The sequence below is a fragment of the Methylobacillus methanolivorans genome (assembly GCF_044751345.1).
Taxonomy (GTDB): Bacteria; Pseudomonadota; Gammaproteobacteria; order Burkholderiales; family Methylophilaceae; genus Methylobacillus; species Methylobacillus methanolivorans.
Genome location: NZ_JBIWXY010000001.1, coordinates 1188796 through 1210040 on the forward strand (window position 1 = coordinate 1188796; position 21245 = coordinate 1210040).

Genomic DNA, 21245 nt, shown 5'->3' on the forward strand with positions numbered 1-21245 from the left:
CATGAATGCCTTCAAACTCCCTTCATGGTTGAATGGCGGCGCCTCCATGGCAGCACCCCTGATTATCATCATGCTGCTTGCGATGATGATTCTGCCCTTGCCAGCCATCGCTCTGGATGCCTTGTTCAGCTTCAATATTGCACTTTCTATCTTGGTATTACTGGTCGGTTTGCAAACCTCAAAACCGCTGGATTTCATTGCCTTTCCTACCATTTTGCTGGTTACCACCATGCTGCGCCTTTCGCTTAACGTCGCGTCGACCCGCGTGGTATTGACGGAGGGACACACTGGCCCGGATGCAGCAGGTAAAGTGATCGAGGCATTCGGCCATTTCCTGATCGGCGGTAATTACACCGTGGGTATCGTGGTATTCATTATCCTGACGATCATCAACTTTGTCGTCGTCACCAAAGGTGCTGGCCGTATTGCCGAAGTCGGCGCACGCTTTACCCTGGATGCAATGCCCGGTAAGCAAATGGCGATTGATGCTGATTTGAATGCCGGCCTGATTGGGGAAGAAGAAGCCCGCAAGCGCCGTAAAGAGATTGGTCAAGAAGCCGAGTTTTACGGCGCAATGGACGGTGCCAGCAAATATGTACGCGGCGATGCCGTGGCAGGCATATTGGTCATTGTGATCAATATCCTGGGCGGGTTGATCGTCGGCATGATCCAGCACGACCTGAGCTTTGCCGATGCGGTAAAAAACTACACCCTGCTCGCGATTGGTGATGGCTTGGTAGCGCAGATCCCCGCCCTCATCATTTCAGTGGCGGCTGGTGTGGTGGTATCCCGTGTGGCCGATGACCGTGATATCGGCAATCAATTAACGGAACAGCTCTTCGCCAATCCACGCGCCATCTATATCACCGCGGCCATTATTGCCGGCTTGGGATTGATTCCAGGCATGCCACATTTCGCCTTCCTGCTATTGGCAGGATTACTCGCTGGTGTTGCTTATATGGCCGAGAAAAAACAGCAGTCCCAGGAAGCCGAGCCTGAAAAAGCGCCCGCTCCCGTCGCTGACTCTCCTGAAGCTAGCTGGGATGATGTGATGCCTGTTGACGTAATTGGCCTGGAAGTCGGCTATCGCTTGATTCCCCTGGTAGATATTGCACAAGGTGGCGACTTACTTAAGCGCATCAAGGGGTTGCGCAAGAAATTTGCTCAAGAAGTTGGTTTTCTTCCACCCCCCATCCACATTCGCGACAACCTGGAACTGCGCCCTGCAGGCTATCGTATCACCTTGAAAGGTGTTGAGATCGGTAACGGTGAATCCTTCCCCGGACAATATCTGGCGATTGATCCAGGCAATGTGACTGGCCCCTTGAGCGGCACAGCAACCACTGACCCTGCGTTTGGTTTGCCCGCTGTCTGGATTGAAGCTGGCATGCGTGATCAGGCACAAGCCATGGGATATACCGTGGTTGATACCAGCACCGTGATCGCTACACACCTCAACCACATGATCACATCCCATGCCGCGGAACTGTTAGGCCGCCAAGAAGTACAACAGCTGCTGGATCATGTGGGCAAAGAGTCTCCCAAACTGGTGGAAGACTTGGTGCCCAAAGCGCTCAGCCTATCCAGCGTACAGAAAGTGTTGCAGAACCTGCTGGTCGAAGGCGTTCACATCCGCGACATGCGCACCATTATCGAAACCCTTTCCGAGCATGGCCCACGCATCCAGGATACCGATGAACTCACATCTCTAGTCCGCATTCAGCTAGGACGCGCGATTGTGCAGCAGCTATTCCCTAGCGGTAATGAAGTACCCGTGATGACGCTAGATCACAACCTGGAGCGCTTGCTGATGCAGGCATTACAAGCCAGCGCCAACGGTGGCGCGGCTATTGAGCCAGGCTTGGCAGAGACCCTCTCGACCCAAACCGCTAATGCCGCTAAACAACAAGAACAAATGGGCCTGGCCCCCGTGCTGCTGGTCCCTGGCTCATTACGCACTGCATTATCCAAATTCCTGCGCCGTGCAGCCCCGCGCTTGCGCGTGCTCTCGCATGAAGAACTTCCTGACACCAAAACCATACGCGTTACCAGCCTGATTGGAGGCCAAGCATGAACATCAAACGTTACTTCGGAAAAAACTCCCGCGAAGCCTTAAGCATGGTGAAGCAAGAACTGGGAGCGAATGCCGTCATTCTCTCCAACCGTGCCGTTGAAGGTGGTAACGAAATACTCGCTTTCCGTGAGGAAGATATGGCCACATTGGTAGCGCGCGACAAACCAAAGCCGGTAGCCGCAAAACCACAGCCCCAGACAGCAGTTGGCGAAGAAACCCTGGTGTCGATGCTGAGCCGCAATCAGCGCATACTGAAAACCGCAGAGCCTCTGAATCACCAGGCATTGCAACAACAGCGTGCCCAGGCGGCCAGCAAGAAAACCACACCACAAGCTCAACCGAAGGCTGTGGCTGCACAAGCCGCCAAGCCCATGGTCAAAAACACTGCCAAACCGGTACGTGAACAAATTGAGCAAGACCAGCTGAGCCAGCGTGAAATGGCGCAAATGATGCAAGAATTGCGTTCCATGCGTGGCGCCATCGAATCGCAGCTGACTGAGATCACTTGGGCCAATATCCAGCAGCGCGACCCTATTAAATCAAATGTGCTGAGCAAAATGATCTCCGCAGGGTTCAGTGCCGGACTTTCTCGCCAAATTGCCGAGAAAGTACCTGCAGGCCACAGCGAAGCAGAAGCAAACAAGTGGCTGCACAATGTGATTAGCAGCAACATTCACACCATCACCGACGAACAGCAAATCCTCGACCAAGGTGGTATTTATGCGCTGGTTGGCCCAACTGGTGTCGGCAAGACCACGACAACTGCCAAGCTGGCAGCACGCTTCGTGATGAAACATGGCGCTGGCAAGCTGGCACTCATTACCACCGACTCCTATCGTATCGGTGGGCACGAGCAATTGCGTATTTACGGCAAGATCCTCGGCGTGATGGTGCATGCCGTCAAGGACGAAGCCGATCTGCGCATCGCCCTCAATGAACTCAAGGGCAAACATACTATCCTGATCGACACCGTTGGCGTGAGTCAGCGTGATCGCATGGTGGCGGAACAAATTGCCATGCTCTCCAAGACAGGCTTGCCGATCAAGAAAATCCTGTGCATGAATGCCACCAGCTCTGGCGAAACCCTGGCTGATGTCATGGATGTCTACAAACGCTGCGGCCTCAATGGTTGCATTCTCACCAAGCTGGACGAGGCAGCATCCATCGGCAGTGCACTCGACATCATCATGCGTGAGCGTCTCAGGCTTTATTACGTTGCCAACGGTCAGCGCGTCCCTGAAGACATTCATATCGCCAACAACACTTTCCTTGCACACCATGCCTTCAAGATGGCGCGCAAGAAGGCAGAACAATTCCAGTTTCGTGATGCAGAGATGCCATTCCTGATGGCGAACGTCGCCAGTAGCAACATGACAGGAGGCAGAGCATGATCCATGCACATAAAGATCAGGCGTCAGGCCTGCGTCGCCTAATGGCAGGCCCCAACCCCAGAGTCATCTCCCTGCTTTCAGCCGCTAGCAAAGCAGAACATGCAAGATTGATGACCAACCTCGCAGCGTCATTACATCGGCAGGGCAACAAGGTATTGATTGTGGAAGCGACTAGCACCTCCATGAATGAAGTCAGTCATTACGGCATCAATGGCGACCAAGGCACCCTACTCGAAGCTATCATGCGGCCAGAACTGCACCAACCATTAATAAACAATGACAGTGAGGGTTATTCTGTTGCAAAATTGCTGCCAGGGAATTCCGCCAGCCGTTTTCTGCAAAATGGCAATCTCAAACAACAAATCGAGCGGGTATTCTCGGCCATGGCAAGCCAGCACGACATCATCTTAGTTGATGCTGCGCTCACTATTCATGACACCATGCCACTAGATGTACTACATCGTGGGGAGATACTGATACACATGACGCGAGATCTTGGCTCCATTACTCAAGCCTACACCCTGATCAAACAATTGTGCCAACAGGTGGGTCGGCGCTCGTTTGACATTGTGGTCTCACACACTAGCGAATCCCAGGCACGTATTATCTTCAACAATATTGCTGAAGTTGCACGTCGCCACCTGCATATCGAACTTCATTTTGCTGGCCTGATTCCATCCGATGAGCATCTGGGTATCGCAGCAAAACTCGGCCGTAGCGTCATTGAAGCATTCCCCATGACCAAGGCTTCGGCCGCATTTAAGGCATTAGCGGGCAAAATAGACCATAATCATGGTTTATTGGAAACGTCGCTCGGCTAAGAGGAATCTCAAGTGATGTACACCTTGCATGGAAAAACCAGCCCCAAGGAAGATCTTCTGAAGCAGCATGCAAGCCTGGTCAAGAAAATTGCTTATCAGCTCAAGGCCAAATTGCCCGCTAGCGTGGATATTGATGACCTGATACAGGCAGGCATGATGGGGCTACTGGATGCCACCAACCGCTATGAAGACAACCATGGAGCACAATTCGAAACGTATGCCGCGCAGCGTATCCGCGGCTCCATGATAGATGAGCTGCGCCGTGCGGATTGGCTACCACGTAGCGTGCGCAAAAACATGCGTGATGTAGAAACAGCTGTGCACCAGCTGGAGCAAAAACTTGGCCGCCCCCCTACCGAGGGCGAAATTGCGCGCGAACTCAATCTTTCCATGGATGACTTCCATGAGATGCTAGATGACTGTAGTGGCCACCAGCTCATCTATTACGAAGATTTCAGCGAACAGGACAGTGGTGACCATTTTCTCGATCGCTATCAATCCGATGACTCTGGAGATCCGTTGCGGGCATTGCTTTCCACCGACTTTCGCGAAGCGCTGATTGATGCTATCGACTCACTGCCGGAACGTGAAAAAATCCTCATGGGCCTCTATTACGAACAAGAAATGAACCTCAAGGAAATCGGTGCCATCATGAGCGTCTCTGAATCCCGGGTTTGCCAATTACACACCCAAGCCGTTGCACGCCTGCGCGCCAACCTGAAAGAGAAGTTGTGGACTGGAGCAGCCTAGGCGGTATCTTACTCGCCCTTGCTGGCATCGTGCTGGGGCAAGCACTTGAAGGTGGCAAGTTCAGCTCGCTCATCCAGCCAGCTGCATTCATGATTGTGCTGTTCGGCACGATTGGTGCCGTTCTCCTGCAAACGCGACCAGCCTTCTTTATTCAGGGTTTACGTTTGCTCACCTGGGTCATCCGCCCTCCAGAAGACGATAGAGTAAAACTGGCACGCCGCATCAGCACCTGGAGCCAGATTGCGCGCAAAGATGGCATTCTGCTGCTGGAAAATCATATGCACTCCGAACCAGACCTTTTTGTGAAAACCGCATTGCGCCTGGTGATTGATGGCACACCACCTGAGAAGATCCGCGACATTTGCAATGTCGATATCAACCGCTATGAAGTAGCACAACGCAATGCCGTCAAAATATGGGAAGCAGCTGGCGGCTACGCGCCTACTATTGGCATCCTAGGGGCAGTGCTTGGCCTGATCCATGTCATGGAAAATTTATCTGACCCAAGCAAATTGGGTAGTGGTATCGCCATTGCTTTTGTCGCCACGATTTACGGTGTAGGCTTTGCCAACCTGTTTTTCCTGCCGGTTGCAAACAAGCTCAAGGCACTGGTGCAACTGGAAACCACACGCCGCGAGATGGTGATTGAAGGAATGGTTGGCATTGCCAACGGTGAGAATCACAAGATTGTTGAAGAACGCTTGAATGCATACTTGCGTTAAACTCAGGGTGACATGGGAAGAAGAAGAAAATTTGAAGAAGAACCAGATAACCATGACCGATGGCTCGTGTCCTATGCAGATTTCATTACCCTGCTATTTGCCTTCTTCGTGGTGATGTATGGTATTTCATCAGTAAATGACCAGAAATATAAAGAACTCACGTCCGCCCTTGGTAGTGCATTCAGCGGTACAGACGAGCTTAAGTCACCAAGCAAGTCTTCTGATATCCAGCCGGCAGAAAATCAAAACCTGCAATCCTCTCCCAGCCACTCACTGATCAATGGCTTGCCTCTCACTCGCCTAGAGCAAGAAAAGTACCGCCAAGAGCAGGAAAATATCAGTGCCATCATTACCAGCCTGAATCAAACTTTGGGCTCACTCACCAGCAGCGGCAAAATCAATATCAGCAAAACCAATCGTGGCGTCAGAATTGATATTGCCGATGGCGTGCTGTTTCAGGCAGGCTCTTCCAGCATCAAGACCGAGGCAAACGCTCCCATTAATGACATTACCCAAGTACTCGCCAATCAGGAATACGCCATCCAGGTAGAAGGTCACACTGACAACCTACCCATCAGCAATATGCAATTTGCTTCCAACTGGGAGCTTTCCGCTATGCGTGCCACCAGTGTGGTGCGCCGGATGATAGACAACGGCATTGCTGCAGACAGACTCAGCGCAACAGGTTATAGCGATACGCAACCTATTGCCGACAATGAAACTGCTGAGGGCCGCGCAAAAAATCGTCGCGTTTCTATTATGGTGCTATATAGCAAACCGGAAAAACTTCAGAAAACAGAAACTCAGGAATAAAAAAGCCGGGATAATCCCGGCTTTTTTATTCCAATTTTTTCACGCTTGAGCGTTATAAAGGCCAGACCCTGAACTGGCTTGACCATTAGGGCCATAAAACTGGCCAGAAGCAGGAGGCCGCCCCAAAGTATCCAGCATCTGCTGATTACGGTTGAACTGCTTGTTAATCAAGATACCGTTCACACGATTGAGTTCTTTAGCCTGGTCAACAAGGCCCTGGAAGTGAGCCCAGGACTCTTGAACCTCCGCTGTTTGCACCGCAATCCAGGCTGCAAGGCCACGCTCATCGGCACCAAATCCTAAAGCTGCAACCGCTTGGTACCGTGCCTGGGTATGAGCATTAATATCCTGCAATACCCGGGTCTTTTCATCCAGCAAGCCTTCCATGGCATCCACATCCACCTTGACCAAGCTTGCTTGCTCACGCCTTAAAAGCGTCAATAAGCTATCAGTCAATGCGATTTCACGCTCAAAACTGGCTGTGGTCATGTCAGGATCACCTTTCTTCCTGCACAGCCTTAACGCTGGACTGTCAGCAGGTCTTTCACTGTGTTGATAAGGCCATCTGCGACCTTTTCAGAGTCAACCCTGAATTGGCCACTGGAAATGGCAGATTTGATCGCGTTCACTTTGTCCGCGTCATACACTTGCTCATTCGCTCCGGCGGCTTCAATAGATTGCAATTGCGAAGCCAACGGAGACAAGGTAACACTCTCACCGGCTACAGTAGCCTTGGTCTCGCTTGCACGAGGTGCAGGCCTGTTTTCTGTCTTGTCATTGGTCAGCGCAACCGCTTTCTGAAGTGCGTCATCAATTTTCATGGCAATTCCTTAAGCTAGTTTCATCTACGGCAAAACTACATACCGATATATTGCTCTTATCGGCGGTATTTTTGTTAACTTTAGTAAAAAAGTTTAAAGCGTTCTTACAGCATCATACCATCTGTAGCAAGAACACCCCATTGATCACCAAGCCTAGAAAATCACTTCAATCAAGCCGCCCTGTCGTGCCAAGCCACTGACGACCTGGCCATTGCCTACCTTCACCTTGACTCGCTGCCCTTCCCCGGCGTTACTCAGGGCAGTGCCTTCGGCAGAGACCCTGAATCCATTGCCTATGGTATTGAGTACCACCTTTTGTCCTTGTTGCACCACTGGCAACACCCGTAACATCTCTTGGCGCAACACTGTTCCTGCACTTAACGGAACATAGACAGCACGGCCCACTGCCTGGCTAGCATCTGTGAACACCCCAGGTGGCAACTTGGCAAGATCACCCTGCCCCTTGATAAGGTCTTGCTCGGTAATAATGTGTCCTTGGGTCAATGGGCCAGCAGCAATCAAGTAATCCGCCATCACTTGCACATTCGCCTGCACATACACTGTCCACACCTGTGGTGCATTGCAACGCACCCCAACACTGGTGCGCCCCCAGATACGACTGCCTGTCGGTAGCGACATCTGGAGATTGTCACAACCGGCCAGTTTGAGGCGTGAATCAATCGCCATGGCCGATACTGATACCTTGCCAGGCAAGCTTGCACTCTGGCTCAATAGAAACTGCTCAACCTGTTGTCGCAATTGCGTCAAATCCTGGTGGCCACCATTTGCAGAGGTCGGCATTACCCACAAGCAGGCAATCAGCAAGGCAATCATACGCCCTGTGATATATACTCGTTTCATTGCATCCCTCCTTCTTGGTTCCAGGCCTGGCACTATCTACCTATTGAGGATAGCCTTTGCCACTTCATCTGAAGGTGCATTCTACTCAGGCATGCAAACACGCAAGCAGGAAACAACAAGGGAAAATCCCTTTTATTCGTGCAATGAAATTTGCATCATCAGTCCTAGACTCGCAATCATCTGAAATAACGACAGTCTCCAGCATTTCTTGACTGCCGTTAGCAAGGGAGGTTGTACGATGAACAAGTTGGATGCTGCACTCAATTTTCATGAAACCGCATTGCGCGTGCGTGGGCAACGCCAGGAGCTGCTGGCTGCCAACATTGCCAATGCAGACACGCCTGGCTATAAGGCACGCGACATCAATTTTGCTGATACCTTCAAGCAGGCGCTCGTTGGAGCAGGGGGGGGACTAAAAGCCGACACTACCAACCCAGCCCATATCTCCGCCACTGCCAGCCATCAGAACGGCGTGCTATTCCGCCCGATTATCCAAGGCAGCGTTGATGGCAATACTGTGGATATGGATGTAGAGCGTACGCAGTTCGCGGATAACGCATTACGTTACGAAGCCAGTGCCACCATGATTAGCGGGCAGATCAGAAAACTACTCTCCGCGATACAAGGCCAGTAATCCTGATTTCCAAAGGAGACATCCATGTCACTTTTTAATGTATTCAATATTTCTGGCTCTGCCATGAGCGCCCAAGGCCAGCGCCTGAACGTCGTCGCTAGCAATCTTGCCAATGCAGATAGCGTGACCAGTTCCAATGGTCAGCCTTATCGTGCCAAGCACATTGTATTTTCAGCCGTACCCGTCAACGCCAATGGCTCACAAGGGGTGAAAGTACAGCAAGTCGTAGAAGATCAATCCGCCCCGCAATTGAAGTATGACCCGAAACACCCCTTGGCTGATGCGAATGGGTATGTCGCCATGCCCAACGTCAACGTCACGGAGGAAATGGTCAACATGATATCGGCATCGCGCTCGTACCAAAACAATGTAGAAACCATGAATGCAGCGAAATCTATGCTGCTCAAGACCCTGACCATCGGTCAGTAACGATTAACCACCCTGAAAGCGAGTAACCACCATGGCAAGCACCTCAGGCATTTCAGATTCATTGCTCACTACCATGAATGGTAGTAGCTCCAGTAGCACAGCCAGCAGCATTTCTGAAACGCAAGATCGCTTCATGAAGCTGCTGATCACGCAAATGAAGAACCAAGATCCTCTTAACCCAATGGACAATGCCGAAGTTACCAGCCAGATGGCTCAGCTTTCCACAGTCACCGGGATTGAGAAAATGAATGCCTCACTCTCTGCCTTTATCAGCAGCATGCAGGCAACCCAGGCTTTGCAAGCATCCAGCCTGATTGGCAATACTGTCTTAGTAGAAGGCAGCAGTACTTACCTCGCAGCAACTGAGACCGAAGGTGAATCAGCTGCTTATTTTGCGGTTGAGCTACCGGTAGGCGCCGATAACCTTAAGGTCAACATCAAAGACAGCTCAGGTAAAGTCGTGAAAACAATGACTGTCACCAATCAGCAGGCCGGTATCTCGCAATTGGGCTGGAACGGATATGGTGACGATGGCAGCAAGCTGGCAGATGGTCGCTATACCATCGAAGCCACAGCCACCACCGCCAACACCACTGTTGCAGCAAACACCCTGAGTTATGAACAAGTAATGAGCGTTTCTACAGGTTCTGATGGGGTCAAGCTGAACCTGAGCAACCTTGCATCCATTACTACCGACAAGATCAAACAGATTTATTAACGACAACCCAGGTAACTTCACCAGGAGAACAACATGGCTTTCCAACAGGGTTTAAGCGGACTTAACGCTGCTGCCAAGAGTATTGAAGTGATTGGCAACAACGTTGCCAATGCCAGTACCGTGGGCTTCAAACAATCACGGACCGAGTTTGCTGATGTTTATGCAAACTCCTTAGGAGGCGGTAATGCTTCTAAGATCGGCATTGGTACCAAGATAGCCGCTGTCACACAGCAATTTACACAAGGCAATATCTCAAACTCGCAAAACCCACTGGATGTTGCAATTAACGGCAACGGCTTTTTCCGCATGAGTGATAACGGTACTATCAGTTACGGCCGCAATGGACAGTTCCAGTTGAGTAAAGACGGATATATCCAGAATGCATCAGGCCAGCGCCTCACGGGATATTCCGTTGTCAACGGCGTTGTACAGACGGGTGCCCTAAGTGAACTACGTATTGATGCAGCGGATCTTGCCCCTCAAGCAACGACATCCATCACCGGGCCCTTAAACCTAGATTCCCGTGCTGATATTCTTGACCCGGCTGACTTCGATATTAACGACCCCACTACTTACAGCCACTCTACCCCGATTGAAGTGTTTGATTCGCTAGGCAACTCACATGCCGTGCAGTTGTACTACCTCAAAAGTAATGTCACGACCACGCCAACTGCGACTACCACCTGGACTATCATGGCAAGCGCAGATGGTGTACAAACCCCAGTCGGTGGTTCCGTAGGTACCGTTACTTTCACTGGCTCGGGTATTAACCCAACCTTCACCCCCGCCAATCTCAATATCAGCGTTCCTGTAGGCACCGGCGGCTTAACACCTATGTCAGTCAGTGTAAACCTAGCTGGTAGCACTCAATTCGCCAACTCATTCAACGAAAGTGATTTGGGGCAGGATGGTTATGGTGCAGGTCGCCTTTCCAGCTTTAGCGTAGGTGCCGATGGTTCTATCCTGGGACGTTATTCCAATGGTCAAAGCGCTGTGCTGGGCCAAGTAGCACTGGTGAACTTCCGCAACCTCAACGGCCTGCAACCATTAGGGGACAACCTATGGGCTGAAACTTCTGAATCAGGCCCTCCCATGGTTGGTACCGCCAACTCTGGTGGCTTGGGGGTGTTGCAATCCTATCGTTTGGAAGATTCCAACGTCGACTTGACTGCTGAGTTGGTCAACATGATCACAGCACAACGGGTATACCAAGCCAATGCGCAAACCATCAAGACTGAAGACCAGATTATGCAAACCTTGGTCAACCTGCGTTAATTGAACTAAGCGCCTAAGCCATCAGCAATAGAAAGGAATCGCCATGGACCGTTTGATCTATACCGCCATGACCGGCCTGAAACACATCATGGAGCAGCAGTCGACTACGGCCAATAACCTGGCCAACTCGACAACTACTGGCTTCAGGGCCCAGATAGACAGCTTCCGCGCCGTACCTGTCTTGAGCGATGGCTTACCCACCCGTGCTTTCGTGGTTGATGCCACAGTGGGCACCAATTTCAATAGTGGCGTTATCCAAACAACGGGGCGCGAGTTGGATGTTGCCATCCGTGATCGCGGCTGGTTTGCCGTGCAACGGGCGGATGGCACCGAAGCCTATACCCGCAATGGCAACTTCAAGCTAAATGAAAACGGCGTTCTGCAAACCCAAGACGGCCTCACTGTCGTAGGCGATGGCGGCCCACTCACCATTCCACCAGAAGGCAAAGTTGCCTTTGCCAATGATGGCACTGTCTCCGCCGTGGCTACCAATGTGGTGCCCTTGTTTACCAGCATGATTGGGCGCTTAAAGTTGGTCAACCCGAATGATGGCGACTTGGTACGTGGTGCCGATGGATTGTTCGAGCCAAAGAATGGCCAGCCCCTGGCTGCAGATGCTGCTGTCAGCGTAGTAAGTGGCGCACTGGAGGGTAGCAACGTGAATGTGGTGGAAGAAATGGTCAACATGATTTCCCAGGCACGCCAGTTTGACCTGCAAACCAAGCTGATCCAGAACGCCGAGAATAACGCCACAAAAGCCGGTCAGATCTTCAGTTTAAGTTAAGCACCCCTGGAGTAGCATAGTCCTTAATTTCCAGAATACCGGCAGCCTAGGCCGCCATTGCAAAGGAGCAGACCATGATACGTTCGCTATGGATCGCCAAGACCGGCCTTGATGCACAACAAACGCAGATGGACGTTATTGCCAACAACTTGGCTAACGTCAGCACTAACGGTTTCAAGAAAACCCGTGCCGTATTCGAGGATTTGCTCTACCAGAACATCCGCCAGCCCGGTGCACAATCATCACAGCAAACCCAGCTGCCCTCTGGCTTGCAACTGGGTACTGGTGTGCGCCCCGTAGCCACCGAGCGTATCCACCTTCAGGGTAACCTGCAACAAACAGGCAATAGCAAGGATGTCGCGATTAGCGGTGAAGGTTTCTTCCAGGTACTGCTGCCAGATGGATCCACTGCTTACACGCGTGATGGCGCTTTTCAACTTGATAATCAGGGCCAGTTAGTCACTGCTAGTGGCTTTACCGTGCAACCTGCGATTATCGTGCCGCCTAATGCTCTGAGCATGACGGTTGCACGTGATGGTACCGTTTCCGTGGTCTTGCCCGACAACCCGAATGCCGCTGTGCAGATTGGCACCTTCCAGCTAGCTACCTTTATCAACCCGGCTGGCCTGCAATCCCGTGGCGAAAACCTATATATCGAAACAGCGGCGTCTGGTGCGGCCAACGTCAACCAACCCGGCCTGAATGGCACTGGCCTGCTGATCAATCAATATCTGGAAACCTCCAACGTGAATGTCGCCGAGGAATTGGTCAGCATGATCCAGACCCAGCGCGCCTATGAAATCAACAGCAAGGCGATCTCCACATCCGATCAAATGTTGCAACGCTTATCCCAGCTCTAATCCGGGCATAGTGTAGTGAAGGAAACATGATGCAATTGCGCACTCGATCAAGAAACTGGCTGGCACTGGGCATGTTGCTGTTGTTCAGCGCTTGCTCAGTGGCACCAAAAAGCATCACGCAGGCGCCCAAAACCGCTCGTCCGGCGTACCCAACACAAACGGCCTACAATAGCGGTGGCATCTACAGCCCGGCCAGCTATCGCCCCCTGCTTGAAGACAAACGCGCACGCTTGGTAGGCGACACCATCGTCATCAATATCACGGAAAACACTACCGCCAGCAAATCAGGTACCAATTCAGCAAGCAAAAAAGGGGATGTGAATGCCAGTGTCACCAGCTTCTGGGGTAAAACCTTTCCCCGCCTGAGTGCCAGTGCCAGCTCCGACAACTCTTACAATGATGCCGCAGCTGCGAATTCGCGGAACGCCTTTACTGGCACGATCAGTGCAACTGTTATTGAGGTATTGCCCAATGGCAATATGGTCGTCAGCGGTGAAAAACAAGTCGCGTTCGACCGCGGCACTGAATTTGTTCGCATCTCAGGCGTTGTCGACCCACTGTATATTTCCAATGGCAATACCGTGGCCTCAAGCCGTATTGCGGATGCACGTGTGGAATATCGTACCAATAGCACGATTGATACCGCGCAAATCCTGTCTATTCTGGGTCGGTTCTTCCTGAGCCTGGCACCACTATGAGCATCACCATGACAAAACGCCTCCTGACCCTAGTCGCTATCTTCGGCATTGTATTATCCCTGCCTGTTCATGCTGAGCGCATCAAGGACCTGACCACGATACAAGGCGTACGCTCCAACCAATTGATTGGTTATGGCTTGGTAGTCGGCCTCGACGGCACAGGCGACCAGACCACACAAACGCCCTTCACCGTGCAAAGCATCGTCAGCATGATGCAACAAATGGGCATTAATCTACCCACTGGCACCAACCTGCAATTACGTAATGTCGCCGCCGTGATGGTCACCGGCAGCTTGCCACCGTTTGCCCAACCGGGCCAGAACATGGATGTAACGGTATCCTCCATGGGTAATGCACGTAGCCTGCGTGGCGGCACCCTGCTCATGACACCGCTCAAGGGTGCTGATAATCAGGTCTACGCCATGGCCCAGGGCAATTTGGTCATTGGTGGTGCAGGTGCAGGTGCCAGCGGTAGCAGCGCCCAGATCAACCACCTGAGTGCGGGCCGTATTTCTGCAGGGGCAATTGTAGAGCGTGCCGTACCAAGCCAGCTCACCGAAACCAGCACAATCCGGCTGGAACTGAAAGAGGCCGACTTTTCCACAGCTAGCATGGTGGTCGATGCTATCAACAAGCGCTTTGGCAATGGCACGGCCACACCACTGGATGGGCGCGTCATCCAAATCCAACCACCTATGGATACTAATCGCATTGCCTTTCTCGGCAACTTGGAAAACCTTGACGTCAAGCCTTCACAAGGCACAGCCAAGGTGATCCTTAATGCCCGAACCGGCTCCGTTGTGATGAACCAAGCTGTGACGCTGGATGACTGCGCGATTTCACACGGTAATCTTTCCGTTGTGATCAACACGGCACCAGCGATCAGCCAGCCAGGCGCTTTCTCTGGTGGGCAAACTGTCGTCGCTCCGGTCTCGCAAGTCGAGATCAACAAGGAACCAGGCAAGGTAATCAAGCTGGATAAAGGCACTTCACTCGCCGATGTCGTGAAGGCACTGAATGCTATCGGTGCCACACCGCAAGACCTGCTGGCTATCCTGCAAGCCATGAAAGCTGCTGGCTCGCTACGTGCAGATCTGGAAGTCATCTAGGAAATCATCATGACCGCCTACAATCTCAATACTGATATCAACAGCAGAATGGCGGCGGATGCCAATAGCCTGAATAACCTGAAATATGCTGCACGCGACAATAGCCCTGAATCAATCAAGGCCGCAGCCGTGCAATTTGAGGCATTAATGGTCAACATGATGCTGAAAAGCATGCGTGACGCCACACCCAAAGAAGGCATGTTCGATAGCGAACAAAGCCGCACCTTCGTTTCCATGCTAGACCAACAGCTCAGCCAGCAGATCGCCAGCCGGGGTACTGGGCTAGCCGACATGCTGGCACGCCAGCTACAAATCAAGCAATCCAGCGTACCACCTGAAGAATTGGACTCTCTCGCCCCAACACAGAGAAGCATGCCGCTTGCGACGGGCTCTACCGCAAATACCGCTCTCCAGGCTCAATCAGCCCCACAGAATGCACGTGAGTTTGTACAGCAAATGAGCCAGCACGCAGAGGCAGCCAGCCAAGATAGCGGCATTCCCGCTAATTTAATGCTAGGCCAGGCAGCACTGGAAACCGGCTGGGGCAAACGCCAGATTACTGGGACAGATGGCACTGCCAGCAACAACTTGTTTGGTATCAAGGCTACCTCAAGCTGGAAAGGCAAAACCGTTGAAGCATTGACGACGGAATACATCAATGGTGTGCCGCAAAAGCGTATTGAGAAATTCCGTGCCTACGACTCCTACGCCGATTCATTCCGTGACTTTGCCAATATGATGCGCAACAACCCGCGCTATGACAATGTGATGAGCAATACCGGGAGCACCGCTGGTTATGCGCAGGCGATGCAAGATGCAGGTTATGCCACCGATCCCCAATATGCCAGCAAGTTGCAGCGGGTGATCAACAGCATCACCACGACTTAAAGTTTCCTGTTTTTATGCCGTTCAACCATTTACGTAACCTTGATCGACACCCATCATGTCTAATATATTCAACATCGGCAAAACTGCACTGAACGCTGCCCAAGTGGGCATTAGCGTGACTGGGCACAATATTGCCAATGCCAAGACCGATGGTTACTCGCGTCAGGTAATCGTCCAATCGACCGGCCAGGCACAGAATTGGGGCTTTGGTTATTTGGGTAATGGTACGCAGATTGATACGGTCAAGCGTATCTACAACGAACTGCTATCAAGGCAGATCAGCAATAGCCAGTCTATCGCCAGTGCCATCAATACTCAGATATCCAATATCAACCAGATCAGCAATATGCTGGCAGATTCAGATGCGGGGCTTTCACCAGCGATCCAGGATTTTTTCGATGCGATCAATGACTTATCCTCCGCACCTAACGACCCAGCATCACGTCAGGCCATGCTATCCAATGGTGAGGCCTTGGTTAGCCGCTTCAACAGCTTGGGCAGCCGGTTACAGGAGATGCAAAGCTCGGTAAATTCACAACTCACCGCCAGCGTCAAAACCGTCAATCAATATGCCAAGGAAATCGCACGTCTCAATGAAGTGATTGATATTGCGACCACCAGCACAGGCCAACCGCCTAATGATCTCCTGGATCAGCGCGACCAGCTAGTATTGGCGCTCAATAAGGAAATCAAGGGCACTGTGGTTGTCCAGGATGGCAATAAATACAACGTATCGATTGGTAACGGTATTCCATTGGTGAATGGCCTCACTTCGTATTCATTAACCACGGTCAACTCGCCTACCAATCCAGGCAAACTCGAAGTTGCCTACCAGGTTGGCTCCACCGTCTCCATTCTTGCCGAACAAAGCCTGCAAGGCGGCGTCATCGGCGGGCTGATCGAGTATCGCCGCGAATCCCTGGACAAGGCCCAGAATACCCTGGGGCAGATTGCCGTTGCACTGGCACAATCGTTTAATACCCAGCATCAACAAGGCCTGACCAATAACAATGTGCAAGGCGGCAATTTTTTCAATATCCCGGTACCGCAAGTCAATGCCAGTAGCCGCAACACTGGCGACGCCAGTATTGCCAGCAGCATTACTGATGCCAACCAATTAACTGCGAGCGATTACCGGTTGCGCTACGATGGATCAAACTACATCGTCACCCGCCTCAGCGATAACACAACGCAATCATTTTCCAGCCTGCCACAAACCGTTGATGGCGTCAGCTTCGCGTTGGGCGGCGGCACCATGAACACAGCGGATGAGTTCCTGATCAGGCCAACCGCTAATGCGGCAAGCGACCTGTCCATGGCAGTAAAACAGATTGCAGACATCGCCGCCGGTGCCCCAGTCGTAGGTACCTCTGCCGCGACAAGTAACACAGGAAGCGGCACTATCAGTGGTGCCACGGTGAGTAACAGCTATGCCAGCGCTCCGCTGGCCAGCCCCTTCACCTTAAGTTATAACAGCGGTAACCTGAGTGGCTTCCCTGCGGGTGAAGCAATTACCGTCACCACCAGCGCCGGTGTCACAACCACTTATCCAGCTGGCAGCACAGTGCCCTACAGCGCTGGCGCAACGATTAGCGTCGCAGGTATCAGCTTCAGCCTGAGTGGCGCCCCTGCAGATGGCGATCAGTTCAGCATTGCTGCAAACACCACCAATGCCGCTGGCGATAATCGCAATGCCTTGCAGCTGGCCGCATTGCAAGGTGCCAAGATCATGCTGAATGGTACGGCGTCTTATCAGGACACATTCAACCAGCTCGTCAGCTATGTAGGTAACCGTGCGCGTGAATTGCAAGTGACCGGTGCTGCAGAAGATGAGCTATTGAACCAATCCATCACTGCTCAGCAAGGTGAGTCTGGGGTAAATCTGGATGAAGAAGCCGTCAACTTGCTACGTTACCAGCAAGCCTACCAAGCTGCAGGCAAGGTCATGCAAGTAGCTAGCACCCTATTTGAAACTGTGCTGTCGATCAGATAAGCGAGGAAAGTATCATGCGTATCAGCACTAACACTATATTCCAGAACGGCCTCAATAAAATCTCGCAGTTACAGGTCTCCCAGGATCGCTTGATGCAGCAGATTGCCAGCAAAAAACGTATCCTGACCCCTGCAGATGACCCGGTCGGTGCTGCCCGTTCACTAGAGTTGCAGAACGCGCAACGCGTCAATACCCAACTTGAGCGCAATCGCATGTTTGCCGAGAACAGCATGAATGCGGTAGAGGGCAACCTGCAAAGCGTCACAGACTTGCTGATTGCCGCAAAATCCCGGCTGACCGAGGCAGGCAACGCTTCTTATGATGATGTCCAACGCGGCTATATCGCCATTGACCTCAAGAACGACCTCGAAGCATTAGTCGGCCTGGCCAATGCTAAAGATGGCAGTGGAAGCTACTTGTATTCCGGATACAGCACCAATACAGCGCCTTACACATTAAACTCTAGCGGTGCGACCTATAATGGCGACAATCAAGTACGCCAGTTACAGGTTTCCAACAGCCGCCAATTGCCCATTACAGACAATGGACCCAATGTATTCCAGGCTAATGGTAATGATGTCTTTGCAGCCCTGGCCTCCATTACCAACTTGCTGCAGACCCCCGTCACCAGCGCTGCCGACGCCCAAGCATTGCAGGATGGATTAACGACAGCCAGCAATGCCTTGCAAGGCACGCTGGATAATGTACTCACTGTACGCGCACGTAATGGCTCGGCGCTCAAGGAGATCACAGCCCTCAATGGCGATGGCGACAGTCGTGAGCTGCAATATGCCAAGTCATTGTCAGAACTACAGGATCTGGACTATGCAAAAGCACTGTCCGATCTCGCCAAAGAGCAAACTGTGCTGGAAGCCGCGCAAAAGGCTTTCGTTGCGACCACCAGCTTATCGCTGTTCAACTTGATCTAATTAAACATGGATGTATAGATCCATACATCCATGATTGATTGGTAGCCCATCATTCCATGAACTGTAGATAACCCGCCAGATACCAGTTATACAATTGCTGCACGAGTGCCTGATCCTTTAGTACGTCAGCATCAAGACAGCTAGCTTCAAGCAAGCGGTGATCTGCCAATGCCATCAATATATCTTGATGCTGTGCACTGGCAAGCAACTGCTCACCATTCATGAAAAACTCCCCCTTGTGAAACAACATCTGACTTTTTCCAGCCAAGGCAATACCATGTTGAGTCAACTGTTGTACAAAGCGCTTGAGGCTCAATGCCTCATTCTCATCAAACACAATATGTGGCTTAGGCTCAGAAAGATAACGCCCAAGAAAACTTGACACGTCTTCAGGCTGCCAGCGAATCTGGTCCAGCATGTCACTAACCTTGCCCAGCATCTGCGTACCAATCTCTGCCGGATGAGTTTGCAACTGCAATTCTGGGTCTGCATACATACCCGATACTTGCAGTTTATCTTGCAGGTAATTGAGGAACTCACTCGCCAACTCCTGTGCCGATGGCGCACGAAAACCAATGGAATAGGTCATGGCATTGCCGACTGCAATCCCCCAGTGGGCCACGTGGGGAGGTAGGTAAAGCATATCTCCCGGCTCAAGTACCCATTCCTGCTCAGTCTTAAAATTTTTCAGGATACGCAATGGCGCATCATCCACCAAGGTCAAGTCTTCTTGCTCACTGATACGCCACAGGCGCTTGCCCTCACCTTGCAGCAGGAAAACGTCGTAAGAATCAAAATGTGGGCCTACCCCACCCTGATCAGGCGCAAAACTTACCATCAGGTCATCCAGCCTCGCGTAAGGTACAAACGCAAACTGCTGCAACAAATCCATCGCTTCTGGTAAATGATGGTTGACACCTTGCACCAGCAACGTCCAATCGCGCTCTGGCAGTTTGACAAACCGTCTTTCATCCAATGGCCCGTTTTCCACCTGCCATTTGCCGCGCTTGAACGACACTAGGCGAGACTGCACATCCTCTTCACAAGCCAATCCAGCAAGCTCATCTGGACTCAGCAAGCCATTAAATCCAGGCATCGCCTGACGAATCAGCAAAGGCTTTTTTTGCCAGTACTCAGCAAGAAATTGCTCTGCACTGATTCCGCCTAATAAAGTCAAAGGAACTGGATTTGATAATGATTGTTTTTTCATGCTCGCATCATAGCGCATTGCTTACGCTGATAAGAAATTAGGTTAAAATCTTTCCCATCGCCATCATTGCAAAGCCAGCCATGCTGCAGCCCAATACGCCAGCCCCTGACTTTTCCCTGCTTGATGCAGATATTGAAACCATCAGCCTTTCCGCATTACGCGGCCATCACGTGGTACTTTACTTCTATCCCAAGGACAACACGCCAAGCTGTACCTTGCAAGCCATCGAGTTTAGCGACCTGGAGGATGAATTCAAGCGACATGGCGCAGTCGTGCTTGGCATCAGTCGTGATGACTGCATGAGCCATGCCAACTTTAGAGACAAACATGGACTGGCAGTACAACTGCTTTCCGATGAAGATGGCGAAGTCTGCAATCAATACGGCGTTTGGCAGGAAAAAGAAAAGGACGGCATGAAAAAAATGGGCATAGTCCGCTCAACATTTGTCATTGACCGGACTGGAGTGGTACGCTTGGCACAATATGGCGTGGAAGCTAAAAATCACGCCACAGAAATACTCAACTTTATCAAATCACTTTAAAAGAAGGATCTTTCATGCAGATCGCCATGAACACTGTTGTCACCATCACCTACGAACTGCGCGATAGCGATGGAAATATTCTGGAGTCCAGCAAGGATCCAGTCAGCTATCTGCATGGCGGATATGACAATATTTTCCCACGCGTGGAAGAAGAATTGCATGGCAAGGCAGTAGGTGACTCCATCGAGTTGACCCTGGAGCCAGCCGATGCATTTGGTGACTATGATGAAGAGCTGGTACAAATCGAACCGGTCTCGGCCTTCCCAACGGAAGAACTGAAGGTCGGTATGCAGTTTGAAGGTGAAGATGAAACCGGTGATATCGTACTGTATACCGTGACCAACATTGAAGATGGCAAGGTCATTGTCGATGGCAACCACCCCTGGGCTGGCGAGCGTGTGCTATTCAAGGCCTCTGTGACTGCCGTGCGTGAAGCAGGCAAGGAAGAAGTCGAGCATGGTCATGTGCATGGCGCAGGTGGCCACCACCACTAAGCAATATCAAGGTTGGTTCTAACTTGTGTTGGAACCACCACAAATAAAAAGGCAGCCATCTGGCTGCCTTTTTCATATTCAGGGCGGTGTTTTTAAAACCGCTTAACTCATATTATGCGCAGGAAACCCTACGAACTGGCTTCTTGGCACGTGCTTGCTTACGCTTGGCCAAGCGCTCATTAATACGCGACTGCCTGATGGACAATGCCCAGCTATAGCTGGTCCAACCAATGGCTACAGCCAGAGAAGCGCCACCAGCGATCATTGCACCCAGCTTTTCACCGGCAAACCAGCCGATCACAGCCACGAATGATGCAAATACCACGGGAATAACTATCTTGATGAAATACTCGACTACCATATCTTCCTTTTGGGATCCTTGAATAAAAAAACCGCAGTCCCGGTAAGGACTACGGTTTATATTCTGGC

The 21245-nt window shown here is 51.5% G+C and carries 25 protein-coding genes; 19 read left to right on the plus strand and 6 right to left on the minus strand.

From position 1 onward, the window contains the following. Nucleotide 1: 1 nt before the first annotated feature. The 6 genes from flhA to motD are packed head-to-tail and all read left to right on the plus strand — an operon-like array spanning nucleotide 2 to nucleotide 6571. Complete coding sequence (gene flhA, locus ACIKP9_RS05520; RefSeq protein WP_400880333.1) at nucleotides 2–2074, plus strand: flagellar biosynthesis protein FlhA; 2073 nt, start codon at nucleotides 2–4, stop codon at nucleotides 2072–2074. Next, nucleotides 2071–3465: a flagellar biosynthesis protein FlhF gene (flhF, locus tag ACIKP9_RS05525; RefSeq protein ID WP_400880336.1), complete on the plus strand. Its 1395-nt coding sequence runs from the start codon at nucleotides 2071–2073 to the stop codon at nucleotides 3463–3465. Before flhA ends, flhF begins: the two co-directional genes overlap by 4 nt. Further along, nucleotides 3462–4286: a MinD/ParA family ATP-binding protein gene (locus ACIKP9_RS05530; protein ID WP_400880338.1), complete on the plus strand. Its 825-nt coding sequence runs from the start codon at nucleotides 3462–3464 to the stop codon at nucleotides 4284–4286. Before flhF ends, ACIKP9_RS05530 begins: the two co-directional genes overlap by 4 nt. 15 nt (nucleotides 4287–4301) lie before the next feature. Continuing rightward, on the plus strand, nucleotides 4302–5036 hold the full coding sequence (locus tag ACIKP9_RS05535) for an RNA polymerase sigma factor FliA (protein WP_400881872.1): 735 nt from the start codon (nucleotides 4302–4304) through the stop codon (nucleotides 5034–5036). Further along, nucleotides 5018–5758: a flagellar motor protein gene (locus ACIKP9_RS05540; protein ID WP_400880341.1), complete on the plus strand. Its 741-nt coding sequence runs from the start codon at nucleotides 5018–5020 to the stop codon at nucleotides 5756–5758. The genes ACIKP9_RS05535 and ACIKP9_RS05540 overlap by 19 nt, the downstream gene beginning before the upstream one ends. Before the next feature lie 12 nt (nucleotides 5759–5770). After that, nucleotides 5771–6571 (plus strand): flagellar motor protein MotD, encoded by an 801-nt coding sequence (gene motD / locus ACIKP9_RS05545; protein WP_400880344.1) that lies wholly within the window; start codon nucleotides 5771–5773, stop codon nucleotides 6569–6571. A 39-nt stretch (nucleotides 6572–6610) separates the two neighbouring features. On the opposite strand, the gene ACIKP9_RS05550 is transcribed toward motD, so the two are convergent. The 3 genes from ACIKP9_RS05550 to flgA all read right to left on the minus strand — a co-directional run bounded on the left by ACIKP9_RS05550 (nucleotide 6611) and on the right by flgA (nucleotide 8253). Continuing rightward, nucleotides 6611–7060 (minus strand): flagella synthesis protein FlgN, encoded by a 450-nt coding sequence (locus ACIKP9_RS05550; RefSeq protein WP_400880347.1) that lies wholly within the window; start codon nucleotides 7058–7060, stop codon nucleotides 6611–6613. A gap of 29 nt (nucleotides 7061–7089) precedes the next feature. Continuing rightward, a complete protein-coding gene (gene flgM / locus ACIKP9_RS05555) occupies nucleotides 7090–7392 on the minus strand; it encodes a flagellar biosynthesis anti-sigma factor FlgM (RefSeq protein ID WP_230347711.1) in 303 nt (100 codons plus the stop codon). A gap of 153 nt (nucleotides 7393–7545) precedes the next feature. Next, nucleotides 7546–8253, minus strand: coding sequence for a flagellar basal body P-ring formation chaperone FlgA (gene flgA / locus ACIKP9_RS05560; protein WP_400880350.1), 708 nt, complete (start codon nucleotides 8251–8253; stop codon nucleotides 7546–7548). Between the two features lie 238 nt (nucleotides 8254–8491). On the opposite strand from flgA, the gene flgB reads away from it, so the two are divergent. Both flgB and flgC read left to right on the plus strand, forming a co-directional pair. Then, entirely contained in the window at nucleotides 8492–8887 is a 396-nt protein-coding gene (gene flgB / locus ACIKP9_RS05565) for a flagellar basal body rod protein FlgB (RefSeq protein WP_230347713.1), read from the plus strand. Nucleotides 8888–8911: 24 nt separating this feature from the next. Then, a complete protein-coding gene (gene flgC / locus ACIKP9_RS05570) occupies nucleotides 8912–9316 on the plus strand; it encodes a flagellar basal body rod protein FlgC (RefSeq protein WP_400880353.1) in 405 nt (134 codons plus the stop codon). 3 nt (nucleotides 9317–9319) lie between these two features. Here flgC and ACIKP9_RS05575 read toward each other — a convergent pair whose 3' ends face one another. Continuing rightward, the gene (locus ACIKP9_RS05575; RefSeq protein ID WP_400881927.1) at nucleotides 9320–9451 is read right to left on the minus strand and encodes a hypothetical protein; all 132 of its coding nucleotides are present in this window, start codon (nucleotides 9449–9451) and stop codon (nucleotides 9320–9322) included. On the opposite strand from ACIKP9_RS05575, the gene ACIKP9_RS05580 reads away from it, so the two are divergent. The 9 genes from ACIKP9_RS05580 to flgL all read left to right on the plus strand — a co-directional run bounded on the left by ACIKP9_RS05580 (nucleotide 9390) and on the right by flgL (nucleotide 18570). Next, on the plus strand, nucleotides 9390–10034 hold the full coding sequence (locus ACIKP9_RS05580; protein WP_400881874.1) for a flagellar hook assembly protein FlgD: 645 nt from the start codon (nucleotides 9390–9392) through the stop codon (nucleotides 10032–10034). The two genes, ACIKP9_RS05575 and ACIKP9_RS05580, sit on opposite strands and share 62 nt — an antisense overlap. A 33-nt stretch (nucleotides 10035–10067) precedes the next feature. Next, nucleotides 10068–11309, plus strand: coding sequence for a flagellar hook protein FlgE (flgE, locus tag ACIKP9_RS05585; RefSeq protein WP_400880356.1), 1242 nt, complete (start codon nucleotides 10068–10070; stop codon nucleotides 11307–11309). A gap of 43 nt (nucleotides 11310–11352) precedes the next feature. Then, on the plus strand, nucleotides 11353–12093 hold the full coding sequence (gene flgF / locus ACIKP9_RS05590) for a flagellar basal-body rod protein FlgF (RefSeq protein ID WP_230347717.1): 741 nt from the start codon (nucleotides 11353–11355) through the stop codon (nucleotides 12091–12093). Nucleotides 12094–12167: 74 nt separating this feature from the next. Then, a complete protein-coding gene (flgG, locus tag ACIKP9_RS05595) occupies nucleotides 12168–12953 on the plus strand; it encodes a flagellar basal-body rod protein FlgG (RefSeq protein WP_400880360.1) in 786 nt (261 codons plus the stop codon). A gap of 26 nt (nucleotides 12954–12979) precedes the next feature. Further along, complete coding sequence (locus ACIKP9_RS05600) at nucleotides 12980–13651, plus strand: flagellar basal body L-ring protein FlgH (protein ID WP_400880363.1); 672 nt, start codon at nucleotides 12980–12982, stop codon at nucleotides 13649–13651. Between the two features lie 8 nt (nucleotides 13652–13659). Then, nucleotides 13660–14760: a flagellar basal body P-ring protein FlgI gene (locus ACIKP9_RS05605; RefSeq protein WP_400880364.1), complete on the plus strand. Its 1101-nt coding sequence runs from the start codon at nucleotides 13660–13662 to the stop codon at nucleotides 14758–14760. A 9-nt stretch (nucleotides 14761–14769) separates the two neighbouring features. After that, the gene (gene flgJ, locus ACIKP9_RS05610) at nucleotides 14770–15648 is read left to right on the plus strand and encodes a flagellar assembly peptidoglycan hydrolase FlgJ (RefSeq protein WP_400880367.1); all 879 of its coding nucleotides are present in this window, start codon (nucleotides 14770–14772) and stop codon (nucleotides 15646–15648) included. Between the two features lie 55 nt (nucleotides 15649–15703). Then, nucleotides 15704–17641 carry a flagellar hook-associated protein FlgK gene (gene flgK, locus ACIKP9_RS05615; protein ID WP_400880370.1) on the plus strand — a complete coding sequence of 646 codons (1938 nt, stop codon included), beginning with the start codon at nucleotides 15704–15706 and terminating at the stop codon, nucleotides 17639–17641. A 14-nt stretch (nucleotides 17642–17655) separates the two neighbouring features. Next, nucleotides 17656–18570 (plus strand): flagellar hook-associated protein FlgL, encoded by a 915-nt coding sequence (gene flgL / locus ACIKP9_RS05620; protein WP_400880373.1) that lies wholly within the window; start codon nucleotides 17656–17658, stop codon nucleotides 18568–18570. Between the two features lie 49 nt (nucleotides 18571–18619). Here flgL and ACIKP9_RS05625 read toward each other — a convergent pair whose 3' ends face one another. Further along, on the minus strand, nucleotides 18620–19780 hold the full coding sequence (locus ACIKP9_RS05625) for a JmjC domain-containing protein (protein WP_400880376.1): 1161 nt from the start codon (nucleotides 19778–19780) through the stop codon (nucleotides 18620–18622). Nucleotides 19781–19860: 80 nt separating this feature from the next. On the opposite strand from ACIKP9_RS05625, the gene ACIKP9_RS05630 reads away from it, so the two are divergent. Both ACIKP9_RS05630 and ACIKP9_RS05635 read left to right on the plus strand, forming a co-directional pair. Next, on the plus strand, nucleotides 19861–20322 hold the full coding sequence (locus ACIKP9_RS05630) for a peroxiredoxin (protein ID WP_400880379.1): 462 nt from the start codon (nucleotides 19861–19863) through the stop codon (nucleotides 20320–20322). A gap of 14 nt (nucleotides 20323–20336) precedes the next feature. Next, entirely contained in the window at nucleotides 20337–20816 is a 480-nt protein-coding gene (locus ACIKP9_RS05635; protein WP_230347726.1) for an FKBP-type peptidyl-prolyl cis-trans isomerase, read from the plus strand. A 112-nt stretch (nucleotides 20817–20928) separates the two neighbouring features. Here the strand turns inward: ACIKP9_RS05635 and ACIKP9_RS05640 are convergent, their stop codons facing one another. Continuing rightward, complete coding sequence (locus ACIKP9_RS05640) at nucleotides 20929–21177, minus strand: hypothetical protein (RefSeq protein ID WP_400880382.1); 249 nt, start codon at nucleotides 21175–21177, stop codon at nucleotides 20929–20931. Nucleotides 21178–21245 lie beyond the last annotated feature (68 nt).